Here is an 18,900-nt window from a genome sequence, read left to right as displayed (position 1 = left end):
GGGATTTACCGCTTGGCGCGCTTCGCCGTCGCTGGCGCGGGCAATACCGGGACGACAGGAACCGCCGGTTCAGCCGAAGTCCCGCGGTCCTCGTTCAGCCAGCGCAGCACGGTCGTGGCATCTGCGGGCCGGCCGTAAAGATAGCCCTGACCCTTGAACGCACCATATTTCTGCAGCGCCGTGACGACTTCGGGGCTCTCGATGCCTTCGGCGGTGATCGGCAGTCCCATGCCATCGCCGATCGACGTGATCGCGCTGATGATCATCGCGCTGTCGGGGTTGGAACACAGCGAGGAAACGAAGCTCTTGTCGATCTTGATCCGGTCGAACGGCAATGTGCGCAGTTGCGAAAGCGAGCTGTAGCCGATGCCGAAGTCATCAAGGCTGACTTGCACGCCCTGGTTGCGCAAGCTGGTCATCAACGAGCGGACCACGCCCAGGTTGTTGTGAAGGCTGGTTTCAGTGATCTCGACTTCGAGCCGGCTGGGCGGGAAATTGGCCTCGACCATGATCTTGAGCAGCTTTTGCGCAAACCACGGATCGCGCAACTGGATCGGTGAAATGTTGACCGACAGCGTGACGTCGCTGCCCCAGTCGCGCGCGTCCTTCACGGCCTGGCGGATCAGCGATTCGGAGAGTGTACCGATCACGCCGATTTCCTCGGCAATGCTGATAAACGATTCGGGCGCGACCATGCCGTGCGTGGGCGAATTCCAGCGCGCGAGCATCTCGAAGCCCGTGATCCGGCCAGTCGCAAGGTCGATCTGCTTTTCGTAGAAGGGCACGAATTCGTTGCGATCGATGCCGTCGCGGATATCGCGTTCGATCTCGCTGCGCGAACGCATTTCGCGCGCCATCTGCGTCTCGAACCAGAAATAGCGGCTGCGGCCGAACTTCTTGGCCTGGTACATCGCCAGGTCTGCGCGGTGCAGCAGTTCATCGGCATCGGGCGCGATTTCACCTGCGACAAATGCAATCGTACTGGCCAGGCCGATCGAGGCGCCGGTGTTGAGCGTGTGTCCTTCGCCATAGACCGGTTCTGCCAGGCGTTCGATGATACGGTTGGCCAGCGCGTCGATGCTTTGCGCGGATTGATCGGCAAAGGGAATCGCGCAGGCAAACTCATCACCACCCAGCCGGGCAAGGGGCACGTCGCCGGGCAGCAGCGCGCGCAACCGTGCGACCACTTCGATCAGCACTGCATCACCCATGCGATGTCCGTACGAATCGTTGATGCCCTTGAAGCGATCGAGATCGATCATCATCACCGCAACGTTCTGCCCCTGCGCTTGCGCCTGTTCGATCATGCCGGTGGTGGCGGGCAGCAGGCTCCGGCGGTTGAGGCAGCCGGTGAGCGGATCGGTCTGCGCCAGCCAGTTGGCGGTTTCTTCGGCGCGGCGCCGTTCACCCACTTCGCGGGTCAATTCCTTGTACCTGCGATAACCGAAGATCAGGAGTGCCACGTTGAGGAACAGCGCGTTGGCCAGCAGCGGATCGATCGGGCCCTGGCCGGTGACGATGGAATGCGCCGTCTGAATCAGCGCGCGACTGCCTGTTCCCACGAACAGCGCGATGGCCAAGACCACGATGACCAGAGCCATCATGTCTCGCTCGGCCGTTCTAAGCCGATTCTCGCCGCCATTGCTGGTCGAGTTTGCCTTGCTTGATGCCATGATCCGGCTCGTCCGCCTCTGAACTGTTCACTCGATGAGGGTGGTTAGCGCAATCGACTGAAGTTTCGGTTAAGATATGGTACCGCCGCACGGCCTACCTTTGCAGGCGATCCATCCAAGCGCCCACTGCTTGCAATGCGCCGGTTTTGGCGTTAGGGGCCCATTGTCCTGCGGTTCGTAAAGGAACGTGGCACAAGATCGATTTGGCCCGATGGATGCCAAACGCTGGTCGGCGAGGTTTCGCCCACCGGCGTTTTTCGCGTTTTCGAGCCGCCAGGTTCAGCACGGGTTGCCACGGCGGCCGATTGATGAGGGAAGCGAAGCCATGTTCGACAGTCTTTCCGATCGGCTCGGCGGTGTGTTCGATCGGCTGCGCGGGCGCGGTGCGCTCAAGGAAGACGATGTCCGCGCCGCCATGCGCGAAGTGCGGATCGCGCTGCTGGAGGCCGATGTCGCGCTGCCGGTGGTGCGCCGCTTCGTCGATCGCGTTACCGAAGAAGCGATCGGCCAGAACGTGCTGCGTTCGGTCACGCCGGGGCAGATGGTCGTCAAGATCGTCAACGACGCGCTCATCGAAACGCTCGGCGGCGCGAACGTGGAACTCGATCTGGCCGCCACCCCGCCGGTGGTGATCATGATGGTCGGCCTGCAAGGCTCGGGCAAGACCACCACCACCGCCAAGCTGGGCAAGTTGCTGCGCGAAAAGCACGACAAGAAGGTGCTGATGGCGTCGCTCGACGTCAACCGCCCGGCCGCGCAGGAACAGTTGAAGGTGCTGGGCGAGCAGGCGCAAGTCGCCACGCTGCCGATCATCGCGGGCCAGCTGCCGGTCGAGATCGCCACGCGCGCGGTCAATGCGGCGAAGTTGCAGGCGGTCGACGTGCTGCTGCTCGATACCGCGGGCCGGCTCCACGTCGACTCGGCGCTGATGGACGAGATGAAGGCGGTTTCCGCTGTCTCGGCCCCGCGCGAAACCTTGCTGGTGGTCGATGCGCTGACCGGGCAGGACGCGGTCAACGTCGCGCAGAGCTTCGCCGGCGAAGTCGACCTGACCGGGGTGGTGCTCACCCGCATGGACGGCGATGCGCGGGGCGGCGCGGCGCTGTCGATGCGCGCCGTTACGGGCAAGCCGATCAAGTTTGCCGCCACGGGCGAAAAGCTCGATGCGATCGAGGCGTTCCATCCTGAACGCGTCGCGGGTCGCATCCTGGGCATGGGCGACGTGGTCGGGCTGGTCGAACGCGCCGCGGCGACGGTGCAGGTCGAGGACGCCGAGCGCATGGCCGCGCGGATGGCCAAGGGCCAGTTCGACATGAACGACTTGCGCAGCCAGCTCAAGCAGATGCAGAACATGGGCGGCATCGGCGCGCTCGCCGGAATGCTGCCGGGCATGAAGAAAGCCAAGGCGGCGATGGCCGACAGCGGCATGAACGACAAGGTGCTGGTGCATCTCGAAGCCATCATCGGTTCGATGACCGTGGCCGAGCGCGCACGCCCCGAACTGCTCAACGCCAAGCGCAAGATCCGGCTGGCCAAGGGTTCGGGCACCAACGTGCAGGACGTCAACAAGCTTCTCAAGATGCACCAGGAAATGGGCAAGGCGATGAAGCAGATCCGCAAGATGGGCGGCATGAAGGGCTTGGCCGCGATGTTCGGCAAAGGTGGCCTGGGCGGCGGCGGCGATGGCGGGATGGGCGGCGGCGGCATGCCCGACGCTGGAGGTTTTGGGGGCTCGTTCGGTGGCATGGGCGGCGGCGGCGGAATGGGCGGATTGCCCGGCCTCGGCGGCGGCAAGCTGCCCGCCAACATCAACGATCTGCTCAAGAAAAAATGAATTTCACGGTTTTCAAATTCGCATTGAAAGAAGGATAATACCATGTCTGTTGCACTGCGTCTGTCGCGTGGCGGCTCCAAGAAGCGCCCGTATTACAAGGTTGTCGTCTCGAACAGCCGTTCGCCGCGCGACGGCAAGTACCTGGAGCAGGTCGGCACTTACAACCCGCTGCTGGCCAAGGACGATGAAAACCGCGTGCGCCTGATCGAAGATCGCGTGCGTTACTGGCTGGGCGTTGGCGCGCAGCCGACCGATCGTGTTGCGCGCATGCTCGACAAGGCCGGGATCAAGGAACGCGTCGCCACCCACAACCCCAACGCCGGCGAGCCGGGCAAGAAGGCCAAGGAACGCGCCGAGGACAAGGCCAAGAAGATCACCGACGCCGAAGAAGCCGCGCGCGAAGCCGCTGAGGCTGCGGCCGCCGCCGCTGCTGGTCCGGCCCCCGAGCCTGAAGCCGCTGCTGAAGAAGCTCCGGCCCAGGAAGAATCGGCTGAGGCTGCTCCCGCCGAACAGGCCGAGGGCTGAGGCTCTTGACCACGGATCGCCCCGTCACGCTCGCCGCTGTAGCCGGCGCGCATGGCGTGACGGGCGAGGTCCGGCTCAAGCTGTTCGGTGAAGGCGTGGCGCGGCTCAAGCGTTACCGCGCCTTCAACGCCAACGGCGCTGGGGGTTCGCTCACGGTCAGCAGCTTGCGCGATGACGCCAAGGGCGGGGCCATCGCGCGCTTTGCCGAAGTGACCACGCGCAACGCCGCCGAGGCGTTGCGCGGAACGGCTTTGACCGTGCCGCGCAGCAGCCTGCCCACGCTGGCCGAGGGCGAATACTATCACGCCGACCTGATCGGCTTGCCTTGCGTCTCGACCACGGGCGAAGCGCTGGGCACTTGCGTCGCGATCGACAACTTCGGCGCTGGCGACGTGATCGAGATCGAGCGACCCGCAGCAGACGGCAAGCCCGTCCAACGCTTCATGGTGCCGATGCGCCTTGAATCGGTGCCCGAATGGAACGCAGAACGGCTGGTGATTGACGCGGCCTTCGTCGAATAGTATATACATCGCGTATATACGAAAGGTCGGCGATGGGCACGGAATACACCGCAAAAAGCTTCAAGTCGGGCAATTCGGTCGCGATCCGGGTGCCCGCTGGTCTCGGGATCGAGCCCGGCCGGGAATGGCTGGCGGAGTGGGTGGACGGCGAGTTGCACCTCAAGGCCAAGCCGCAGCCCAAGCGCAAGATCGACATCAGCGGGTTCGCGGGCAAACTACCAGGCTTCACGCCCGCGCCGCGTGAGGACTTCGAGGAGCGGCCCAGCACGATTGCCGCGCGGAAGGCTGCCGGACTTTCGTGATCCGATATCTCATCGATTGGGACCTCGCCATCTATGCGATGGGCGGCGAAAAAGATTCGCGCCTCAATGAGCGTCTGGCGTCGTGCGATGCTGGCGAATTGGGCATTTCGGCAATCAGCTTCGCCGAAGTCGCGCTCGGCACATGGAACGGCAAGCCGCCGCGCCAAGAGGTGCTCGATGAATTCGTGCGCGTAATTCCGATTTTGCCTTTCGACGAAGCCGCTGCGCGTGAATATGCGCGGCTGCCGTTCAAGCGCGCGCGCTTCGACCGGCTGCTCGCCGCGCATGCGCTGAGCATCGGGGCGACGGTGGTGGCCAACAACGAGGCCGATTTCGCCGATGTGCCGGGGTTGGTGGTGGAGAACTGGGCGGCGTGAGCGTGCTGTCGATTCAGGGAGCCGTGCGATGATTGGCCTGGTACTGGTTGTGGCGATCGTCGCGGCGTTGGCTGCGGGCCTGTCTGCAGGCCTGGCAATGTGGGCCGGTGCGCTACGCCGCAGGATGCGGGTTGCCATCGCCGCGCTGCTGTCTTCGCTTATTCCGCTGTCGATAGCGCTCGTCGCGGTGGTGCGGGAAGGTGCGGGGGGGATCGCCATCGCTTCGGTGCTGATGGTGATCCTGATCCTGGCGATTGCCGTCGGCCTGCCGGTCTCGCTCGCGATGACCCGCTCCAAGCCGCCGGTCGAGCCATTGGAGCACACCTTCGAGTGACCTTCGCCGCCACCGTCCTCACGCTCTATCCCGAGATGTTCCCCGGCCCGCTGGGCATTTCGCTCGCCGGCCGCGCGCTGGCCGAGGGGAAGTGGAGCTTCGAGGCCGTGCAGATCCGCGATTTCGCGGCGGACAAGCACCGCACGGTCGATGATACGCCGGCCGGCGGTGGCGCGGGCATGGTCCTGCGCGCCGATGTGCTGGCGGCGGCGGTGGATTTTGCGCGCGCGCAGGTCCTCCCCGAGCTTGCTCGGGGAGGTGGCAGTTCCGCAGGAACTGACGGAGGGGTGATGCTTGAGGGCGAGGCTTGTGCCGCCCAGCCCCTCCACCACCCATCGGACGGTCCCCCTCCCCGAGGCAAGCTCGGGGAGGATCAAGAACGCCCCGTCCTGGCCATGACGCCGCGCGGCAAACCGCTCACCCAGGCGCGCGTGCGCGAACTTGCCGCCGGCCCCGGCGTGATCGTGCTGTGCGGCCGCTTCGAGGGCTTCGATGAACGCATCTTCGCCGGCCGCGGCATCGAGGAAGTCTCGGTCGGCGACATCGTGCTTTCGGGCGGCGAGCCGGCCGCGCTGATGCTGCTCGACGCTTGCATTCGGCTGCTTCCCGGCGTAATGGGCGCGGCTTCAAGCGGGATGGAGGAGTCGTTCGAAAACGGTCTCCTTGAATACCCGCACTATACCCGACCTCAGGAATGGGAAGGGCGCACGATCCCTGAAGTGCTGCGGTCGGGGGATCATGCGAAAATCGCCGCCTGGCGCCAAGCGCGCTCGGAGGATGATACACGGCTACGCAGGCCGGACCTTTGGGAGCGCCACCGTGGCGCTCGGGGCCAGTCTGCCTCTGGTGCGCGGCACGAAGAATGAAGGAATTGAGGCCATGAACCTCATCGAACAGATCGAAGCCGAAGAAATTGCCAAGGCGATCGCGAAGGCTGGCAAGGAAATCCCGACGTTCCGTCCCGGCGACACCGTACGCGTGGGCGTGAAGGTCATCGAAGGCGAACGCACTCGTGTGCAGGCCTATGAAGGCGTGTGCATCGCGCGCTCGAACAAGGGCATCGGCTCCAACTTCACCGTGCGCAAGATGTCGTTCGGCGAAGGCGTGGAGCGTGTGTTCCCGCTGTATTCGCCCAACATCGAAAGCATTACCGTGGTCCGCCGCGGTGTCGTGCGTCGTGCCAAGCTCTACTACTTGCGCGGCCGCACCGGCAAACGCGCGCGTATTGCCGAGCGCAAAGTGGTCAGGACCAACCAGGACTGAACGGATTTACCGCCCAAAGCGGTGTGAACCGATCAAAAGGCGTCCTGGCTCACCTGCCGGGACGCCTTTTTCTTTGCCTTCTTCCGACCTTACCGGGAGCCTGACCTTGCCATGCGAAATCTTGCCCTGCTTGCTGCCCTCATTGTCGCCCAGCCTGCGCTGGCAGCGGAGCCTTTGCCGGTGAGCGCCACCCCGCTCACCATCGCGCGCGTGTTCGCCAGCCCCAGCCTCAACGGCCCGGTGCCGCGCGGGGTCAAGCTGTCGCCCGATGGCAAATGGCTGACCGTCCTGCGCAGCCGCGCCGATGATCGCGAGCGCTACGACTTGTGGGGCTACGATCGCGCCAGCGGGCAATGGACGATGCTGGTCGATTCCACCGCGCTCGGCGGCGGTCGCGCGCTGAGCGAGGCCGAGAAGATGCAGCGCGAGCGGCAACGGATCGGCGACCTCAAGGGCATCGTCAGCTACTCGTGGGCGGCCGACAGCAAGGCGCTGATGGTGCCGCTCGATGGTGCGCTTTACCTCGCCGGGCTGGACGGAAAGACCACGCAGATCGAAGGCGTGGGAGACGGCGCACTCAACCCAACGCTGAGTCCCGCCACTGGACATGGGGGCGGCTACGTCTCGTTCGTGCGTGACCGGCGCTTGTGGGTCGGCGCGCTTGGTGCCACTCCGCAGCCCGTCACGCCCGAGGAATCCGCCGCGACCGTCCATTGGGGCGAGGCCGAATTCGTCGCGCAAGAAGAAATGGCGCGCTTCACCGGGCACTGGTGGGCACCCGATGACAGCCACGTTGCGGTCGAACGCTTCGACGAGGCTCCGGTCGGCGTCGTCACCCGCGCCGCCATCGGCGCCGATGGTACGAAGACCTTCGACCAGCGCTACCCGGCTGCGGGCACGCCCAACGCGGTGGTGTCGCTGTGGGTGGTGACGCCCGACGGCAAGTCGCGCGTGCAAGTGGACCTCGGCCCCGATCCCGATATCTACCTCGCGCGAGTCGACTGGGCGCGCGACGGTAAGACGCTTTACGTCCAGCGCGAAAACCGCGCGCAGACCCGGCTCGACATGCTCGCGGTCGATCCCAAGACCGGCAAGGCACAGGTGCTGTTCACTGAGAGCGCCGCACCGAACACCTGGATCAACTTGTCCGACGGCTACCGCTTCTTGAAGGACGGCAGCCTGATCTGGTGGTCCGAACGCGATGGCCACGGACACCTGTGGCGCTTTGCCAAGGGGCGCTGGAACCAGTTGACCAAGGGTCCGTGGGTGGTCTCCGCGCTGGTCGGGGTGGATGAAAAGGCCGGCAAGGCTTACTTCACCGCCAACCGCGACGATCCCCTCGCGATGCAGCTTTACGCGCTCGACCTGGCGCATCCCGCAGCGATCAAGCTGTTGGGCGAACCTGGCTTCGATCATTCCGCCACGATGGACAAGGCCGGGCAGACACTGCTGGTCACGCGTTCATCGAGCACGCAGCCGCCGCAAGTCTATGTGGCGGATGCCGCCGGGCAGCGTCTGGCCTGGGTCGAGGAGAACAGGCTCGATACCGCGCACCCGCTCGCGCCTTACCTCGCCAGCCAGCGACCAGCACAGTTCGGCACGATCAAGGCTGCCGACGGCACCACGCTCCACTGGAAGATGATTGCCCCCGCGATGGAGCCGGGCAAGCGCTATCCGGTGCTGTTTTCGCACTATGGTGGGCCGCATTCGCAAGTGGTCACGCGCGGCTGGGCAAGCCCGCTCGAACAGGCAATTGTTGCCAAGGGCTTCATCTGGTTCGAGATCGACAACCGGGGCAGCGCCAACCGCGGCGTCGCTTACGAAAGCCAGATCCGCCACGCGATGGGCACGGTCGAAGTGGCCGACCAGCTTGCCGGGGCGAATTACCTCAAGACCTTGCCGTTCGTCGATCCGGCCAAGATCGCGATCTACGGCTGGTCCTACGGCGGCTACATGACGCTGAAGATGCTGCAAGCCAACCAGGGCGTCTATGCCGCGGGCATTGCGGGCGCGCCGGTGACGAAGTGGGGGCTTTACGACACCCACTACACCGAACGTTACCTGGGCGATCCGCGCGCGGTGCCTGAAGTCTATGCCAAGTCCGATGCGCTCGGTGATGCCGCCAAGATTACCGATCCGCTGCTGCTGGTCCACGGCATGAGCGACGACAACGTGGTTTTCGACAATTCGACCGCGCTGGTCGCCAAGCTGCAAGCCAACGAAGTGCCGTTCGAGATGATGCTCTACCCCGGCTACACGCATCGCGTGGGCGGGCCGAAGATCGGGCCGCATCTGTGGGACACGATCTTCGCGTTCCTGGCGCGGCATGGCGTAACACCGCCGAAATAGGCGCGGTTCACCATCGTAAAGTGCAATTTTCTTGCGGCAGCGCCCCATGGGGCTATCGGACCGCCAAGACTTAGAAGGACTTGAATATGGGTTACCGTGTGGTTGTGGTCGGCGCGACGGGCAATGTCGGGCGCGAAATGCTCAACGTGCTGGCCGAGCGTGAATTTCCGGCCGACGAGATCGCGGCGGTGGCATCGCCCCGCTCGACCGGCACCGAGATCGAGTACGGCGAGAGCGGCAAGGTGCTCAAGTGCAAGAATATCGAGCACTTCGATTTTGCCGGCTGGGATATCGCGCTGTTCGCGGCCGGGTCTGCCGCAGCCAAGGAATACGCGCCCAAGGCGGCGGCGGCCGGCTGCGTGGTGATCGACAATTCGTCGTTCTACCGCATGGACCCCGACGTGCCGCTGATCGTGCCCGAAGTGAACCCCGACGCGATCGATGGGTACAAGCGCAAGATGATCATCGCCAACCCCAACTGCTCGACCGCGCAGATGGTGGTGGCGTTGAAGCCCTTGCACGATCTGGCAAAGATCAAGCGCGTGGTGGTGTCGACTTACCAGTCGACATCGGGCGCGGGCAAGGCGGGCATGGACGAACTGTTCGAGCAGACCCGCGCGGTGTTCATGCCGATCGGCGAAGTCTCGCCGCCGCAAGTGTTCACCAAGCAGATCGCGTTCAACGTGATCCCGCACATCGACGACTTCCTGGATGATGGCTTCACCAAGGAAGAATGGAAAATGGTGGTCGAAACCAAGAAGATCCTCGATCCCAAGATCAAGGTCGTCGCCACATGCGTGCGCGTGCCGGTGTTCGTCGGCCATTCCGAGGCGATCAACCTCGAATTCGAAAACGAGATCTCGGCCGAACAAGCGCAGGACGTGCTGCGCGAGGCGCCCGGTGTGATGCTGATCGACAAGCGCGAGGACGGCGGATACGTCACCCCGATCGAATGCGTCGGTGATGGCGCGACGTACGTGTCGCGGGTGCGTGAAGACCCCACGGTTGACAACGGCCTGGTGATCTGGTGCGTATCCGACAACTTGCGCAAGGGTGCCGCTCTGAACGCGGTGCAGATCGCCGAACTGCTGGGCCGGCGGCATCTGAAGAAGGGCTGAAGCGGCTGCTTCGATCAGCGCCGGCGTGACCGCGATCTGGCTCCCCGCCGCGCTGCTGGGCGGGCTGTTCCAGGCGTGGCGCACCGCGATCCAGCAGCGGTTGCGCGCCGAATTGACCGTCAGCGGTGCGGGGCTGGTGCGTTATGCCTTCGGCGCGCCGGTCGCGCTGGTGTTGCTGGGGGCCTATCTCGCGTGGTGGGACGAGCCGCTGCCCGGCGTGGCGGCGCACTTCTGGCCGCTCGCAGCGGCGGGCGGGCTCGCGCAAATCCTGGGCACAAACGCGCTGATTGCGGCTTTCGGGCATCGCGGGTTCGTGGTCGGCACCGCCTTTTCCAAGACCGAGGCGTTGCAGGCGGCGCTGGTCTCGTTCGTGCTGCTGGGCGAGCGGCTGGGCTGGCTGGTGTGGGCGGGCATCGGCGTCGGCGTGGCCGGGGTGACCGTGCTGGGCACCGCGGGCAGGGGGGTGGGCTGGCGCGGCCTTGTTGCCAGCCTCACCCAACGCGGCGCCCTGCTGGGCCTTGCTTCGGGCGGGCTGTTCGCGCTGACCGGCGTGCTGGTCAAGCTCGCCACGCAGCAGATCGCGACGCCCGACCACGTGTTGGCGGCGCTGGTCGCGCTGGTGGTCGTCATGGCGATCCAGACCATGATGCACGGAACCTGGGTGGCGTGGCGTGAGCCGGCAACCTGGCGCGCGGTGTGGGTCAGCCGGCGCACATCGGCGCAAGTGGGCCTGCTCGCCGCGCTGGGATCGGCGTGCTGGTTCACCGGCTTTGCCACCGCGCCGGTCGCGCTGGTGCGCGTTGTGGGCCAGATCGAGGTGTTCGCCACGCTCGCCTTCGGGCATTTCTATCTGCGCGAACCGCTGGCCTTGCGCGAAGCGGCGGGCTTGCTGCTGGTGGCTGCGGGGGTCGCGCTGGCGTTGGTGGGCAGCCTGGGGCATTGACCGAACTCCGCGCGCGAACTCCACCTATCGCGCACCGAAGTTTGTCTATCTCGTTGGTGGAGATTTCGTACTATAAGCGATTGCCGCGCGGGTGGCGCACTGCCACCTTGATCGCGTGGCCTTTGGGCCGGGGAGTTGCCGCTTGTTCCAGCACCTGTTCGATCACTTCGACGCATTGCACGCCGTCGCCGGGTTGCTGGTGGGGGTTCTCGTCGGGTTGACCGGGGTGGGCGGCGGATCGCTGATGACCCCGTTGCTGGTGCTGATGTTCGGGATCAATGCCAAGACCGCGGTTGGCACCGATCTGCTTTATGCTGCCGTCACCAAGATGTTCGGCTCGGCGGTCCACGGCTGGCGCGAGACGGTCGACTGGAAGATTTTTCGCCGGCTGGCTTCGGGCAGCGTGCCGGGCGCGCTGATTGCGCTGGTGATCCTGCAAGCGCTCGGCAATCCGCCGAAAGCCGCGGAGCACGTGATCCTGCTGGTGCTGGGTGTGATGCTGGTGCTGACCGCATTCGCCACCGCGTTCCAGAAGAAGCTGATCGCCCTGACTGCGCACCAGGATCCGCTTTACGAACGCAATGCGCTGTTGCCTACGGTGGTGTTGGGCTTCGTGCTTGGCGTGCTGGTGTCGATCTCGTCGGTCGGCGCGGGCGCGATCGGCGTCACGGTGCTGCTGATGCTTTACCCCAAGCTGCCGATCTCGCGGATCGTCGGAACCGATATCGTGCACGCCGTGCCACTGCTGCTGGTGGCGGGCGCGGGTCACTGGTTCATCGGTGACGTGGACGGATCGCTGCTGGTAAACCTGCTGGTCGGATCGATCCCCGGCGTGATCATCGGCAGCCTGTTGTCCAGCCGCGCGCCCGACAAGTACTTGCGGCCGGCGCTGGCAGCGGTGCTTTTGGTATCGGGGGCCAAGCTGCTCGGCGCGTTCTAGCGCCTTCCGCATCGCCGTCGCGCTGGCTATGATGCGTGCATTCAAAGGGAGGCAACGCGATGCGCTACGAACTTCACGGCACCACCATGCAGACGCTGGCGATCGACTTGTCGCGCGGCGAAACGCTTTACAGCCAGACCGCGAGCATGGCCTGGATGACCGAAAACGTCGCGATGAACACCAACACCGGCGGCGGGCTGTTCGCCGGGCTCAAGCGCGCAATCGCGGGCGGTGGGCTGTTCGTGACCGAGTTCACCGCCGAAGCCGACGCGCATATCGCCTTTGCTTCGCGCTTTCCCGGGCAGATCATCCCCGTCACGCTGGCGGCCGGGCAGTCACTGATCTGCCGCAAGGAGACGTTCCTTGTCGCCGAAAAGTCGGTCACGCTCGACATCGCTTTCCAGCAGCGGCTGGGCGCCGGGTTCTTCGCGGGCGAGGGTTTCGTGATGCAACGCGTGACCGGACCGGGCACGGTGTTCCTCGACCTGTCGGGCGAAGTGGTCGAAAAGGTGCTGGCTCCGCGTGAACGGTTGCTGGTCCACGCCGGGCACATCGGCATGCAGGAACCGTCGGTCTCGATCGACATCCGCATGATGCGCGGCTTCCGCAACGTGCTGTTCGGTGGCGAGGGGCTGTTCCTGGCGACGCTGGAGGGGCCGGGCAAGGTCTGGTTGCAATCCATGCCGATCCTCAACCTGGCCGAAGAAATCGGCCGCTACCTGCCGCGCGGCGAAGGCGGCAGCAGCGGCAACTTCAGCGGCGGATCGGTCCTGGGCGCGGGCGCGGCGGCGGCAGCGGTAGGCGGCATCTTCGGCAGCCTGCTGGGCGATAGCTGAATGAGCACCACCCCGACCAACACGACAATGCACGGCGGCGGCTGCCAGTGCGGCAAGGTCCGCTACAGCGCCCAGCTTGCCAGCAACGAAGCGTACCTGTGCCACTGCCGGATGTGCCAGCGCGCCACCGGCGGCGTGGCCGCGGCGATGGTCGGCGTGTCCGACGGCGCAGTAACGTGGCAGGGCCAGCCCGAATGGTACACCAGCTCCCCCATCGCACAGCGCCCGTTTTGCGCCACTTGCGGCACCCCGCTGGGGTTTCGCTACAACGATGGCACAGGGCTGGACCTCACCGTCGGCAGCTTCGACGATCCTTCGGTGTTCGTGCCCGTCGCGCACGGCGGGGTGGAAAGCCTGCACGAAGCCTGGATCGACACCCGCAAGCTGCCGCGCCAGCGTACGACCGATAGCAAATCCTCGATCGCGCACTGGAGCGCGGTGGGGAAAGACGTGCCGTGAATCTCCCCGCCCGCTTGCGGGAGGGGTTGGGGGTGGGCATGGTCCGGCAATGACGTCAAAAGATAAAGAGCCCACCCCCCGGCCGCTGTTCCTGCCGAACGCCTCCGGCTCCCCGCAAGCGGGCGGGGAGACATATTCCGGTTTTGGAGGCGCACAGCTTGCGCTGCATCGCATCGGTGAAGGCCGCCCTGTCATCCTCCTCCACGGGCTGTTTTCCTCGACCGAGATGAACTGGATCAAGTTCGGCACCGCTGCGCAACTGGCCGCTGCCGGCTTCGAATGCCTGATGCCCGATCTGCGCGCGCATGGTGCCAGCGCCGCGCCGCACGATCCGGCCGCCTACCCGCCCGACGTGCTGGTGCGCGACCTTGAGGCGCTGGTCGCGCACTTGAAACTCACCGACTACGATCTCGTCGGCTTCTCGCTCGGTTCGCGCACCGCCGCGCGCGGGGTGCTGGCGGGGCTGAGGCCACGCCGGCTGGTCCTTGCTGGCATGGGCCTCGAAGGGCTGGCCGGCTGGCAGAAGCGCAACGCGTTCTTCCGCGACGTGATCGACCGCTTTGGCACGATCCGCCCCGGCGATCCCGCCTACCTCAGCCAGCAATTCATGAAGACCATGCGCACCGACCCCGTCGCCAGCCGCCTGCTGCTGGGCACGATGGCCGACACGCAGCCCGCCGCCCTAGCTGCGATCACCATGCCCACGCTGATCCTGTGCGGTGCCGATGACAACGACAACGGCAGCGCCGATCGCTTGGCCGAAGCGCTCCCCAGTGCCAGTCGCGCCACGATCCCCGGCACGCACATGAGCTCGGTCACCAAGCCCGAACTGGGCGCGGCGCTGGTGGAATTCCTGGCGGGGTGAGCGCAACGAGAGGCCGTGGATGGAAAGCCCGCGGCCTCAATCCAGCCAGCCCGCCTGGGCCAGAACCGGCTTGCTGGCCCGGCTGACCGGTGCGGTCAGCCCGCCGTTCAGGATCAGGCTGACCCGTCCCGCCACCATCACCACATCGGTCACCGCCGCACGCGCAACCCACCATGAACGATGCGTACGGCTGCCCTCCAGCCCGTCGAGTTCGGCGATGGCGTCCCCCAGACGCATCAGGATCAGTTCGGACCCGGCATCGGTGTGCACCCGCAGATAGTGGTCTTCGGCTTCGAGCGCGATCAGGCGCGCGTGGCGCAAGCGCATGGGCAATCGCGCCATGATGCGCACCGGGGTATCGGATGGCGAAGCGGCTGCGGTCCGGGTGGCGGACTCGACCATGACGATCGGTGCCGCCGGATTTGTCGCGTAGTTGATCGCCGTGATCAGACTCGACACCACGAACACGACGCCCGCCACGAACGCGAAATCGAGGATCCCTGCCGACCTGGTTTCAAAGAACAGCGCGTTCGACGATACCACGACGATCGACAGCGGCACGGCGATCAGGAACGCGATCAGCCCCCCTTCGATCATCGGGCGTTCGCGCAAGCGGCCCCAATGCTGGATACCGAGCGAGGCGCCCAGGCCGATCAGCGCGCCGGTTTCCATCACCAGCATCCAGTATCCGAGCCGGGTCCAGAACGGTGCTTCGCCGGTGCCCAGCGCGCCGACAAATGTCATGAACAGACCGGCGACCGTGGCGATGACCAGTCCGCGCCGGGGATTGGTGCCTGCCGGTCTTGGCGCCGGCTTTTGCGTCAGCTCTGCTACCGGCCCTGCCGTTGGCGAAGCGTGAACTGCATTGCCCTGCACTTCGCGCAGCATACCGGACATCCTGCGTAATCCCCCGCGACAACCGAACCTAGCAGGGCGACAGCGGCAATCGCAACCCCGCCAATCCGAAAGCAAACGCCCGATGAACCCGATCCTTGCCGCCACCGCCGCGCTCGCCGCATTCGTTGCCTCGACAGCATGCGTTCGCGCCGAAGCTGCGCCCGTGGCTGCAACCGCACCTGCCCAGGCCCAGCTCACGGCCCAGCTCACAATCGCTTTCACAGGCATCGCCACGCCCACCGGCGCGATCTTGCTTTCGGTTTATGACAGCGAAGCCACGTTCGATGGCGGCGGCAAGCCGGTCCGCACAGCCATGGTCCCGGCCACGGGCACCAGCGTCGAGACCGCGCTCGCCGGGCTTCCCGCCGGGCGCTACGCGATCAAGGCCTTTCACGATATCGACGGCGATATGAAAATGGCGGTCAACCCGTTCGGCATGCCCACCGAACCCTTCGCCTTTTCGAACGACGCGGTGGGCAACCGCGGGCCCGCAAAATGGGCCGCCGCGGCCTTCACCGTCACCGCCGGGGCCAATCGCCACAGCATCGCCATTCGCTGAATCTGGTCGCTGAACCAACATCGGAGGCAATTGCCATGACCCAACCACTCGATCGACGCGCAATCCTGGTTGGCGGGCTCGCTGCCGCCGCCGCAGGCCTGATCTCCGCCCCCGCCACCGCAGGCGCCGCCGCAAGCGGGCCGGCGCCCGCAGACTGGATGCTGGGCGTGGCCGATGTGTTCGATGACATCGCTCGGCGCCAGTTGCGCCCGATCCACGGCAAAGTGCCGGCCGGCCTGCGCGGCACGTTGTACCGCAACGGCCCCGCCCGCTTCCGCCGTGCCGGAACCGCCAACGGCCACTGGTTCGACGGCGATGGCCTGGTGCGCGCCTGGCATATCGGCGATAGCGAAACCCGACTGGCGGCGCGGTTCGTCGATACGCCCAAGCGGCGGCTCGAAAGCAGGCTGGGCAAGATGGTCATGCCGGGCTTTGGAACTCCCGGCGGCGAAGGCGCGGCCATCGCCAGCAATGACGATACCAATGCCGCCAACACCAGCGTGATCAAGGCCGGCAACGATCTGCTTGCGCTGTGGGAGGCGGGCTCGCCCGTGGCGATGGACCCCGATACGCTGGCCACGCGGGGATTTCGCACGTTCAAGCCCGATCTGGCGCATATGCCCTTCCTGGCCCATCCGCGGATCGAACCCGACGGCCGCATCTGGAACTTGGGCCTGAACGGGGGATCGGCCGTCGTGTGGCGGTTATCGGCCAGCGGCGATTTCGAAGCCGCACAGATTGTGCCGTTGCCGCGCGCAAGTTACCTGCACGATTTCACCGCCACCGCGCGCCACCTGGTGATCGTGCTGCAACCGTGGATCCAGGACAAGTTCACGCTGCCGTTCGTCGACAGCCTGAGCTGGCGCCCCGATCTCGGGACCCAGGTGCTGGTGATCGGCAAGGCCGATCTGACGAAGCGGCGGATCTACGAATTGCCGACCTTTTCGTTCTTCCATCTGGGCGACGCATGGGAAGAACGCGATGGCACGATCCGCTTCGATGGCTGTTTCGAATCCGACCCCGCATTCGGCCAGCGCGCCGCGCGCGAACTGATCGCAGGTCGTTTCGAGGCGGGTCCGATGCCCATCCTCAACATGGTGGCGCTTCATCCAGATGGCAAAGCGTCGCTGACCAGCAGCGGCATCGCCGCCGAATTTCCGCGCTCCGACCCGCGCCTTGCCGGCCTGCCGCGCACGCAGACCGTCCACGTCGGCGGCTATTCCGGCACGCGTCCATTCGCACAAAGCGTGGGCCGGTGGGATTGGAAAACCGGCAAGGAAGATGCCTTCCACTTCGGCGCGAACCACCTTGTCGAGGAATTCGTGCCGGCCGCCGATCGCCACGATTCGCGCCGCACCTGGCTGATCGGCAGCACCGTGAACCTGATCGCGCGCGCCACCGAACTCCATGTTTTCGATGCCAGCCACATCGCACAAGGTCCGGTCTGCACCTGGCGCGCCGACGTGGCGCTTCCCGTCAGCTTCCACGGCACATTCATCGCTGGTTGGCGGGGTTCCTGAAGCGCTGAATTGGGGTAGGCATGCACCCGGCGACAGGGCGCGTGTGTTCGCGTCCTCCGCCGATCGAAAGGAGACTCGAATGGCAAGCGCGCGCCGAAATCTGATCGTGGCACTGGCAGGCTTCCTTGCGCAGGCCACACCGGCCCTGGCGCATGACTTCTGGCTTCAGCCGGCCGTGTTTCATGTAAAGCCGGGGCAGCCCGTTCCGCTCAGGATTCTGATCGGTGATCCTGCGGCGGTCGAACACTGGGAGACCGAATGGCGCAAGATCGTCTCGTTCCAGGATTTCGGGCCCGATACCGTGACCGACCAACTCGCCACGATTGTGCCGCTGAACGGCGCCAAGCCTTCGATCGACCGCCAGGATGCCGTGGTCAGGCTGCACGCGCCGGGCACGCACATGCTGGCCTTCACCAGCAACCAGACGCTCAGCGACTTGCCGGCGGCGCAATTCAACCCTTACGTCGCACACGAAGGGCTGGCGTTGCCCCTTGCCAAACGCATGGCCGACGGGACGACCGCAGCGAATGGGCGCGAATTGTATTCGCGCCGGGCGAAAGTGCTGGTCCAGGTCGGGCGCGTTGCCACTTCCCGCGTCACGAGGCCGATCGGCCAGACACTGGAGATCGTCCCCGCGCGCAATCCTTATGCGCTCAAACCCGGCGAACCGCTGCGGCTGCGCATCTGGTTCCACGGCGCCCCGCTGCCCGGCGCCAGCGTCGTGCTCGAACGCCTTGGCGAGGGCGCGACGCACGGCACGCCCGTTGTCAGCGACAGCCATGGCGATGTGGTTTTCCTGATCGACCGGGGCGGCCAGTGGAAAGCCAATGTCGTGTGGAGCTATCCCATCACCGACCCGCGCGCGGACTACGAGACGATCTTTTGCAGCATGACATTCGGCGGGCCCGACCCTGTCAGGAGGTGAGCCCGCCGCTCGCCATCAGCCGCCTGCTTGCAATCCAGCGCCAAGCCAAACAGCGCCAGCCAGCCTTCACCCCGCAACGTCGATCGGGGTGGTGGCGATGATCTCGGGGCGGCCGGCTGCAAAATCGCGCGCGGCGAGGCCGAAGGCTTTGAAGTGGTCCGATGCCATGTGCGCCGCAACCGCGGCCTGGTCGACATAGAGTTCGTTGAACACGTAGCGCCGATCGCCCTCGGCTTCGCGCCACAAGTCGTAATGCAGCACGCCCGGTTCGGCGCGCGATGCGGCGGCGCACACGGCGGCGGCGGCTTCGAAGGCCTGCTCCTGGCCGGGCTTCACGGGTACGAATGCGATGACTTTTACCGACATGTTTGGCTCTCCCATTTGATGAATTTGTTCTGATCGCTTCCAAAAACCTCACCGGAACGGCGGTTCGTTGAAGGCGCGCAGTTTGCGGCTGTGCAGTCTGGGGCCCTCGGCGCGAAGCAGCTCGCAGGCGGTGGTGCCGATGGCGAGGTGCGATTCGATCGCTTCCTCGTAGAAGCGGTTCGCCTGGCCTGGCAGCTTGATTTCGCCATGGAGCGGCTTGTCCGACACGCACAGCAGCGTGCCGTAGGGAACGCGGAAGCGGTAGCCTTGCGCGGCAATGGTGGCCGATTCCAT

21 protein-coding genes and 1 pseudogene are annotated in these 18,900 nt (G+C 65.5%); 18 read left to right on the top strand and 4 right to left on the bottom strand.

The annotated features are described in order from the left end of the window. Window positions 1-5: 5 nt before the first annotated feature. A complete protein-coding gene (locus Q0R16_RS16680) occupies window positions 6-1,604 on the bottom strand; it encodes an EAL domain-containing protein (RefSeq protein ID WP_295638714.1) in 1,599 nt (532 codons plus the stop codon). A 394-nt stretch (window positions 1,605-1,998) separates the two neighbouring features. Here Q0R16_RS16680 and ffh point away from each other — a divergent pair, with 394 nt between their 5' ends. The 15 genes from ffh (at window position 1,999) to Q0R16_RS16605 (ending at window position 14,339) form a co-directional block, all read left to right on the top strand. Next, on the top strand, window positions 1,999-3,507 hold the full coding sequence (gene ffh, locus Q0R16_RS16675; RefSeq protein ID WP_295638710.1) for a signal recognition particle protein: 1,509 nt from the start codon (window positions 1,999-2,001) through the stop codon (window positions 3,505-3,507). A 42-nt stretch (window positions 3,508-3,549) separates the two neighbouring features. Next, a complete protein-coding gene (rpsP, locus tag Q0R16_RS16670; RefSeq protein ID WP_295638707.1) occupies window positions 3,550-4,032 on the top strand; it encodes a 30S ribosomal protein S16 in 483 nt (160 codons plus the stop codon). Between the two features lie 5 nt (window positions 4,033-4,037). Further along, on the top strand, window positions 4,038-4,553 hold the full coding sequence (rimM, locus tag Q0R16_RS16665; protein ID WP_295638704.1) for a ribosome maturation factor RimM: 516 nt from the start codon (window positions 4,038-4,040) through the stop codon (window positions 4,551-4,553). Between the two features lie 32 nt (window positions 4,554-4,585). Beyond that, window positions 4,586-4,855, top strand: a complete 270-nt coding sequence (locus tag Q0R16_RS16660; RefSeq protein WP_295638702.1) for a hypothetical protein — start codon at window positions 4,586-4,588, stop codon at window positions 4,853-4,855. Beyond that, the gene (locus tag Q0R16_RS16655) at window positions 4,852-5,232 is read left to right on the top strand and encodes a type II toxin-antitoxin system VapC family toxin (RefSeq protein WP_295638699.1); all 381 of its coding nucleotides are present in this window, start codon (window positions 4,852-4,854) and stop codon (window positions 5,230-5,232) included. The genes Q0R16_RS16660 and Q0R16_RS16655 overlap by 4 nt, the downstream gene beginning before the upstream one ends. Window positions 5,233-5,260: 28 nt before the next feature. Then, window positions 5,261-5,566, top strand: a complete 306-nt coding sequence (locus tag Q0R16_RS16650; protein ID WP_295638696.1) for a hypothetical protein — start codon at window positions 5,261-5,263, stop codon at window positions 5,564-5,566. Beyond that, window positions 5,563-6,432: a tRNA (guanosine(37)-N1)-methyltransferase TrmD gene (trmD, locus tag Q0R16_RS16645; RefSeq protein ID WP_295638694.1), complete on the top strand. Its 870-nt coding sequence runs from the start codon at window positions 5,563-5,565 to the stop codon at window positions 6,430-6,432. Before Q0R16_RS16650 ends, trmD begins: the two co-directional genes overlap by 4 nt. Before the next feature lie 13 nt (window positions 6,433-6,445). Beyond that, the gene (gene rplS, locus Q0R16_RS16640) at window positions 6,446-6,829 is read left to right on the top strand and encodes a 50S ribosomal protein L19 (RefSeq protein ID WP_295638691.1); all 384 of its coding nucleotides are present in this window, start codon (window positions 6,446-6,448) and stop codon (window positions 6,827-6,829) included. A 111-nt stretch (window positions 6,830-6,940) separates the two neighbouring features. Then, window positions 6,941-9,178 carry a DPP IV N-terminal domain-containing protein gene (locus tag Q0R16_RS16635; RefSeq protein WP_295638688.1) on the top strand — a complete coding sequence of 746 codons (2,238 nt, stop codon included), beginning with the start codon at window positions 6,941-6,943 and terminating at the stop codon, window positions 9,176-9,178. 86 nt (window positions 9,179-9,264) lie between these two features. Then, on the top strand, window positions 9,265-10,296 hold the full coding sequence (locus Q0R16_RS16630; protein ID WP_295638685.1) for an aspartate-semialdehyde dehydrogenase: 1,032 nt from the start codon (window positions 9,265-9,267) through the stop codon (window positions 10,294-10,296). Between the two features lie 25 nt (window positions 10,297-10,321). Next, the gene (locus tag Q0R16_RS16625; protein ID WP_295638682.1) at window positions 10,322-11,239 is read left to right on the top strand and encodes a DMT family transporter; all 918 of its coding nucleotides are present in this window, start codon (window positions 10,322-10,324) and stop codon (window positions 11,237-11,239) included. 142 nt (window positions 11,240-11,381) lie between these two features. Further along, on the top strand, window positions 11,382-12,179 hold the full coding sequence (locus Q0R16_RS16620) for a sulfite exporter TauE/SafE family protein (RefSeq protein WP_295638679.1): 798 nt from the start codon (window positions 11,382-11,384) through the stop codon (window positions 12,177-12,179). A 59-nt stretch (window positions 12,180-12,238) separates the two neighbouring features. Beyond that, window positions 12,239-13,015 carry a TIGR00266 family protein gene (locus tag Q0R16_RS16615; RefSeq protein ID WP_295638675.1) on the top strand — a complete coding sequence of 259 codons (777 nt, stop codon included), beginning with the start codon at window positions 12,239-12,241 and terminating at the stop codon, window positions 13,013-13,015. Further along, window positions 13,016-13,474 (top strand): GFA family protein, encoded by a 459-nt coding sequence (locus Q0R16_RS16610; RefSeq protein ID WP_295638672.1) that lies wholly within the window; start codon window positions 13,016-13,018, stop codon window positions 13,472-13,474. A 49-nt stretch (window positions 13,475-13,523) separates the two neighbouring features. Continuing rightward, on the top strand, window positions 13,524-14,339 hold the full coding sequence (locus tag Q0R16_RS16605; RefSeq protein WP_295638669.1) for an alpha/beta fold hydrolase: 816 nt from the start codon (window positions 13,524-13,526) through the stop codon (window positions 14,337-14,339). A gap of 36 nt (window positions 14,340-14,375) precedes the next feature. Here Q0R16_RS16605 and Q0R16_RS16600 read toward each other — a convergent pair whose 3' ends face one another. Continuing rightward, window positions 14,376-15,236 carry a LytTR family DNA-binding domain-containing protein gene (locus Q0R16_RS16600; protein ID WP_295638666.1) on the bottom strand — a complete coding sequence of 287 codons (861 nt, stop codon included), beginning with the start codon at window positions 15,234-15,236 and terminating at the stop codon, window positions 14,376-14,378. A gap of 82 nt (window positions 15,237-15,318) precedes the next feature. Between Q0R16_RS16600 and Q0R16_RS16595 the strand changes: the two genes are divergently transcribed. From Q0R16_RS16595 to Q0R16_RS16585, 3 genes are all read left to right on the top strand, one after another. After that, window positions 15,319-15,795: a DUF2141 domain-containing protein gene (locus tag Q0R16_RS16595; RefSeq protein WP_295638663.1), complete on the top strand. Its 477-nt coding sequence runs from the start codon at window positions 15,319-15,321 to the stop codon at window positions 15,793-15,795. 35 nt (window positions 15,796-15,830) lie between these two features. Continuing rightward, window positions 15,831-17,315: a carotenoid oxygenase family protein gene (locus Q0R16_RS16590; RefSeq protein WP_295638660.1), complete on the top strand. Its 1,485-nt coding sequence runs from the start codon at window positions 15,831-15,833 to the stop codon at window positions 17,313-17,315. A gap of 79 nt (window positions 17,316-17,394) precedes the next feature. Next, complete coding sequence (locus Q0R16_RS16585; protein WP_295638657.1) at window positions 17,395-18,240, top strand: DUF4198 domain-containing protein; 846 nt, start codon at window positions 17,395-17,397, stop codon at window positions 18,238-18,240. Between the two features lie 66 nt (window positions 18,241-18,306). Here the strand turns inward: Q0R16_RS16585 and Q0R16_RS16580 are convergent, their stop codons facing one another. Continuing rightward, the gene (locus tag Q0R16_RS16580; protein WP_295638654.1) at window positions 18,307-18,606 is read right to left on the bottom strand and encodes a putative quinol monooxygenase; all 300 of its coding nucleotides are present in this window, start codon (window positions 18,604-18,606) and stop codon (window positions 18,307-18,309) included. A gap of 48 nt (window positions 18,607-18,654) precedes the next feature. Beyond that, window positions 18,655-18,900, bottom strand: a pseudogene (locus Q0R16_RS16575) (AMP nucleosidase); the annotation flags it as partial.

The sequence above is a fragment of the Novosphingobium sp. genome, from assembly GCF_025351285.1.
In the GTDB taxonomy this organism is placed as follows: domain Bacteria; phylum Pseudomonadota; class Alphaproteobacteria; order Sphingomonadales; family Sphingomonadaceae; genus Novosphingobium.
This window is presented reverse-complemented; position numbering and strand designations above follow the sequence as displayed.

Coding starts and splice junctions, on each gene's coding strand:
- rplS (WP_295638691.1), top strand. CDS start 6,446: ATGAACCTCATCGAACAGATCGAAGCCGAAGAAATTGCCAAGGCGATC.
- Q0R16_RS16605 (WP_295638669.1), top strand. CDS start 13,524: ATGACGTCAAAAGATAAAGAGCCCACCCCCCGGCCGCTGTTCCTGCCG.
- Q0R16_RS16680 (WP_295638714.1), bottom strand. CDS start 1,604: ATGATGGCTCTGGTCATCGTGGTCTTGGCCATCGCGCTGTTCGTGGGA.
- Q0R16_RS16585 (WP_295638657.1), top strand. CDS start 17,395: ATGGCAAGCGCGCGCCGAAATCTGATCGTGGCACTGGCAGGCTTCCTT.
- Q0R16_RS16615 (WP_295638675.1), top strand. CDS start 12,239: ATGCGCTACGAACTTCACGGCACCACCATGCAGACGCTGGCGATCGAC.
- Q0R16_RS16580 (WP_295638654.1), bottom strand. CDS start 18,606: ATGTCGGTAAAAGTCATCGCATTCGTACCCGTGAAGCCCGGCCAGGAG.
- Q0R16_RS16635 (WP_295638688.1), top strand. CDS start 6,941: ATGCGAAATCTTGCCCTGCTTGCTGCCCTCATTGTCGCCCAGCCTGCG.
- Q0R16_RS16600 (WP_295638666.1), bottom strand. CDS start 15,236: ATGTCCGGTATGCTGCGCGAAGTGCAGGGCAATGCAGTTCACGCTTCG.
- Q0R16_RS16650 (WP_295638696.1), top strand. CDS start 5,261: ATGATTGGCCTGGTACTGGTTGTGGCGATCGTCGCGGCGTTGGCTGCG.
- Q0R16_RS16590 (WP_295638660.1), top strand. CDS start 15,831: ATGACCCAACCACTCGATCGACGCGCAATCCTGGTTGGCGGGCTCGCT.
- Q0R16_RS16610 (WP_295638672.1), top strand. CDS start 13,016: ATGAGCACCACCCCGACCAACACGACAATGCACGGCGGCGGCTGCCAG.
- Q0R16_RS16630 (WP_295638685.1), top strand. CDS start 9,265: ATGGGTTACCGTGTGGTTGTGGTCGGCGCGACGGGCAATGTCGGGCGC.
- ffh (WP_295638710.1), top strand. CDS start 1,999: ATGTTCGACAGTCTTTCCGATCGGCTCGGCGGTGTGTTCGATCGGCTG.
- Q0R16_RS16660 (WP_295638702.1), top strand. CDS start 4,586: ATGGGCACGGAATACACCGCAAAAAGCTTCAAGTCGGGCAATTCGGTC.
- Q0R16_RS16595 (WP_295638663.1), top strand. CDS start 15,319: ATGAACCCGATCCTTGCCGCCACCGCCGCGCTCGCCGCATTCGTTGCC.
- rpsP (WP_295638707.1), top strand. CDS start 3,550: ATGTCTGTTGCACTGCGTCTGTCGCGTGGCGGCTCCAAGAAGCGCCCG.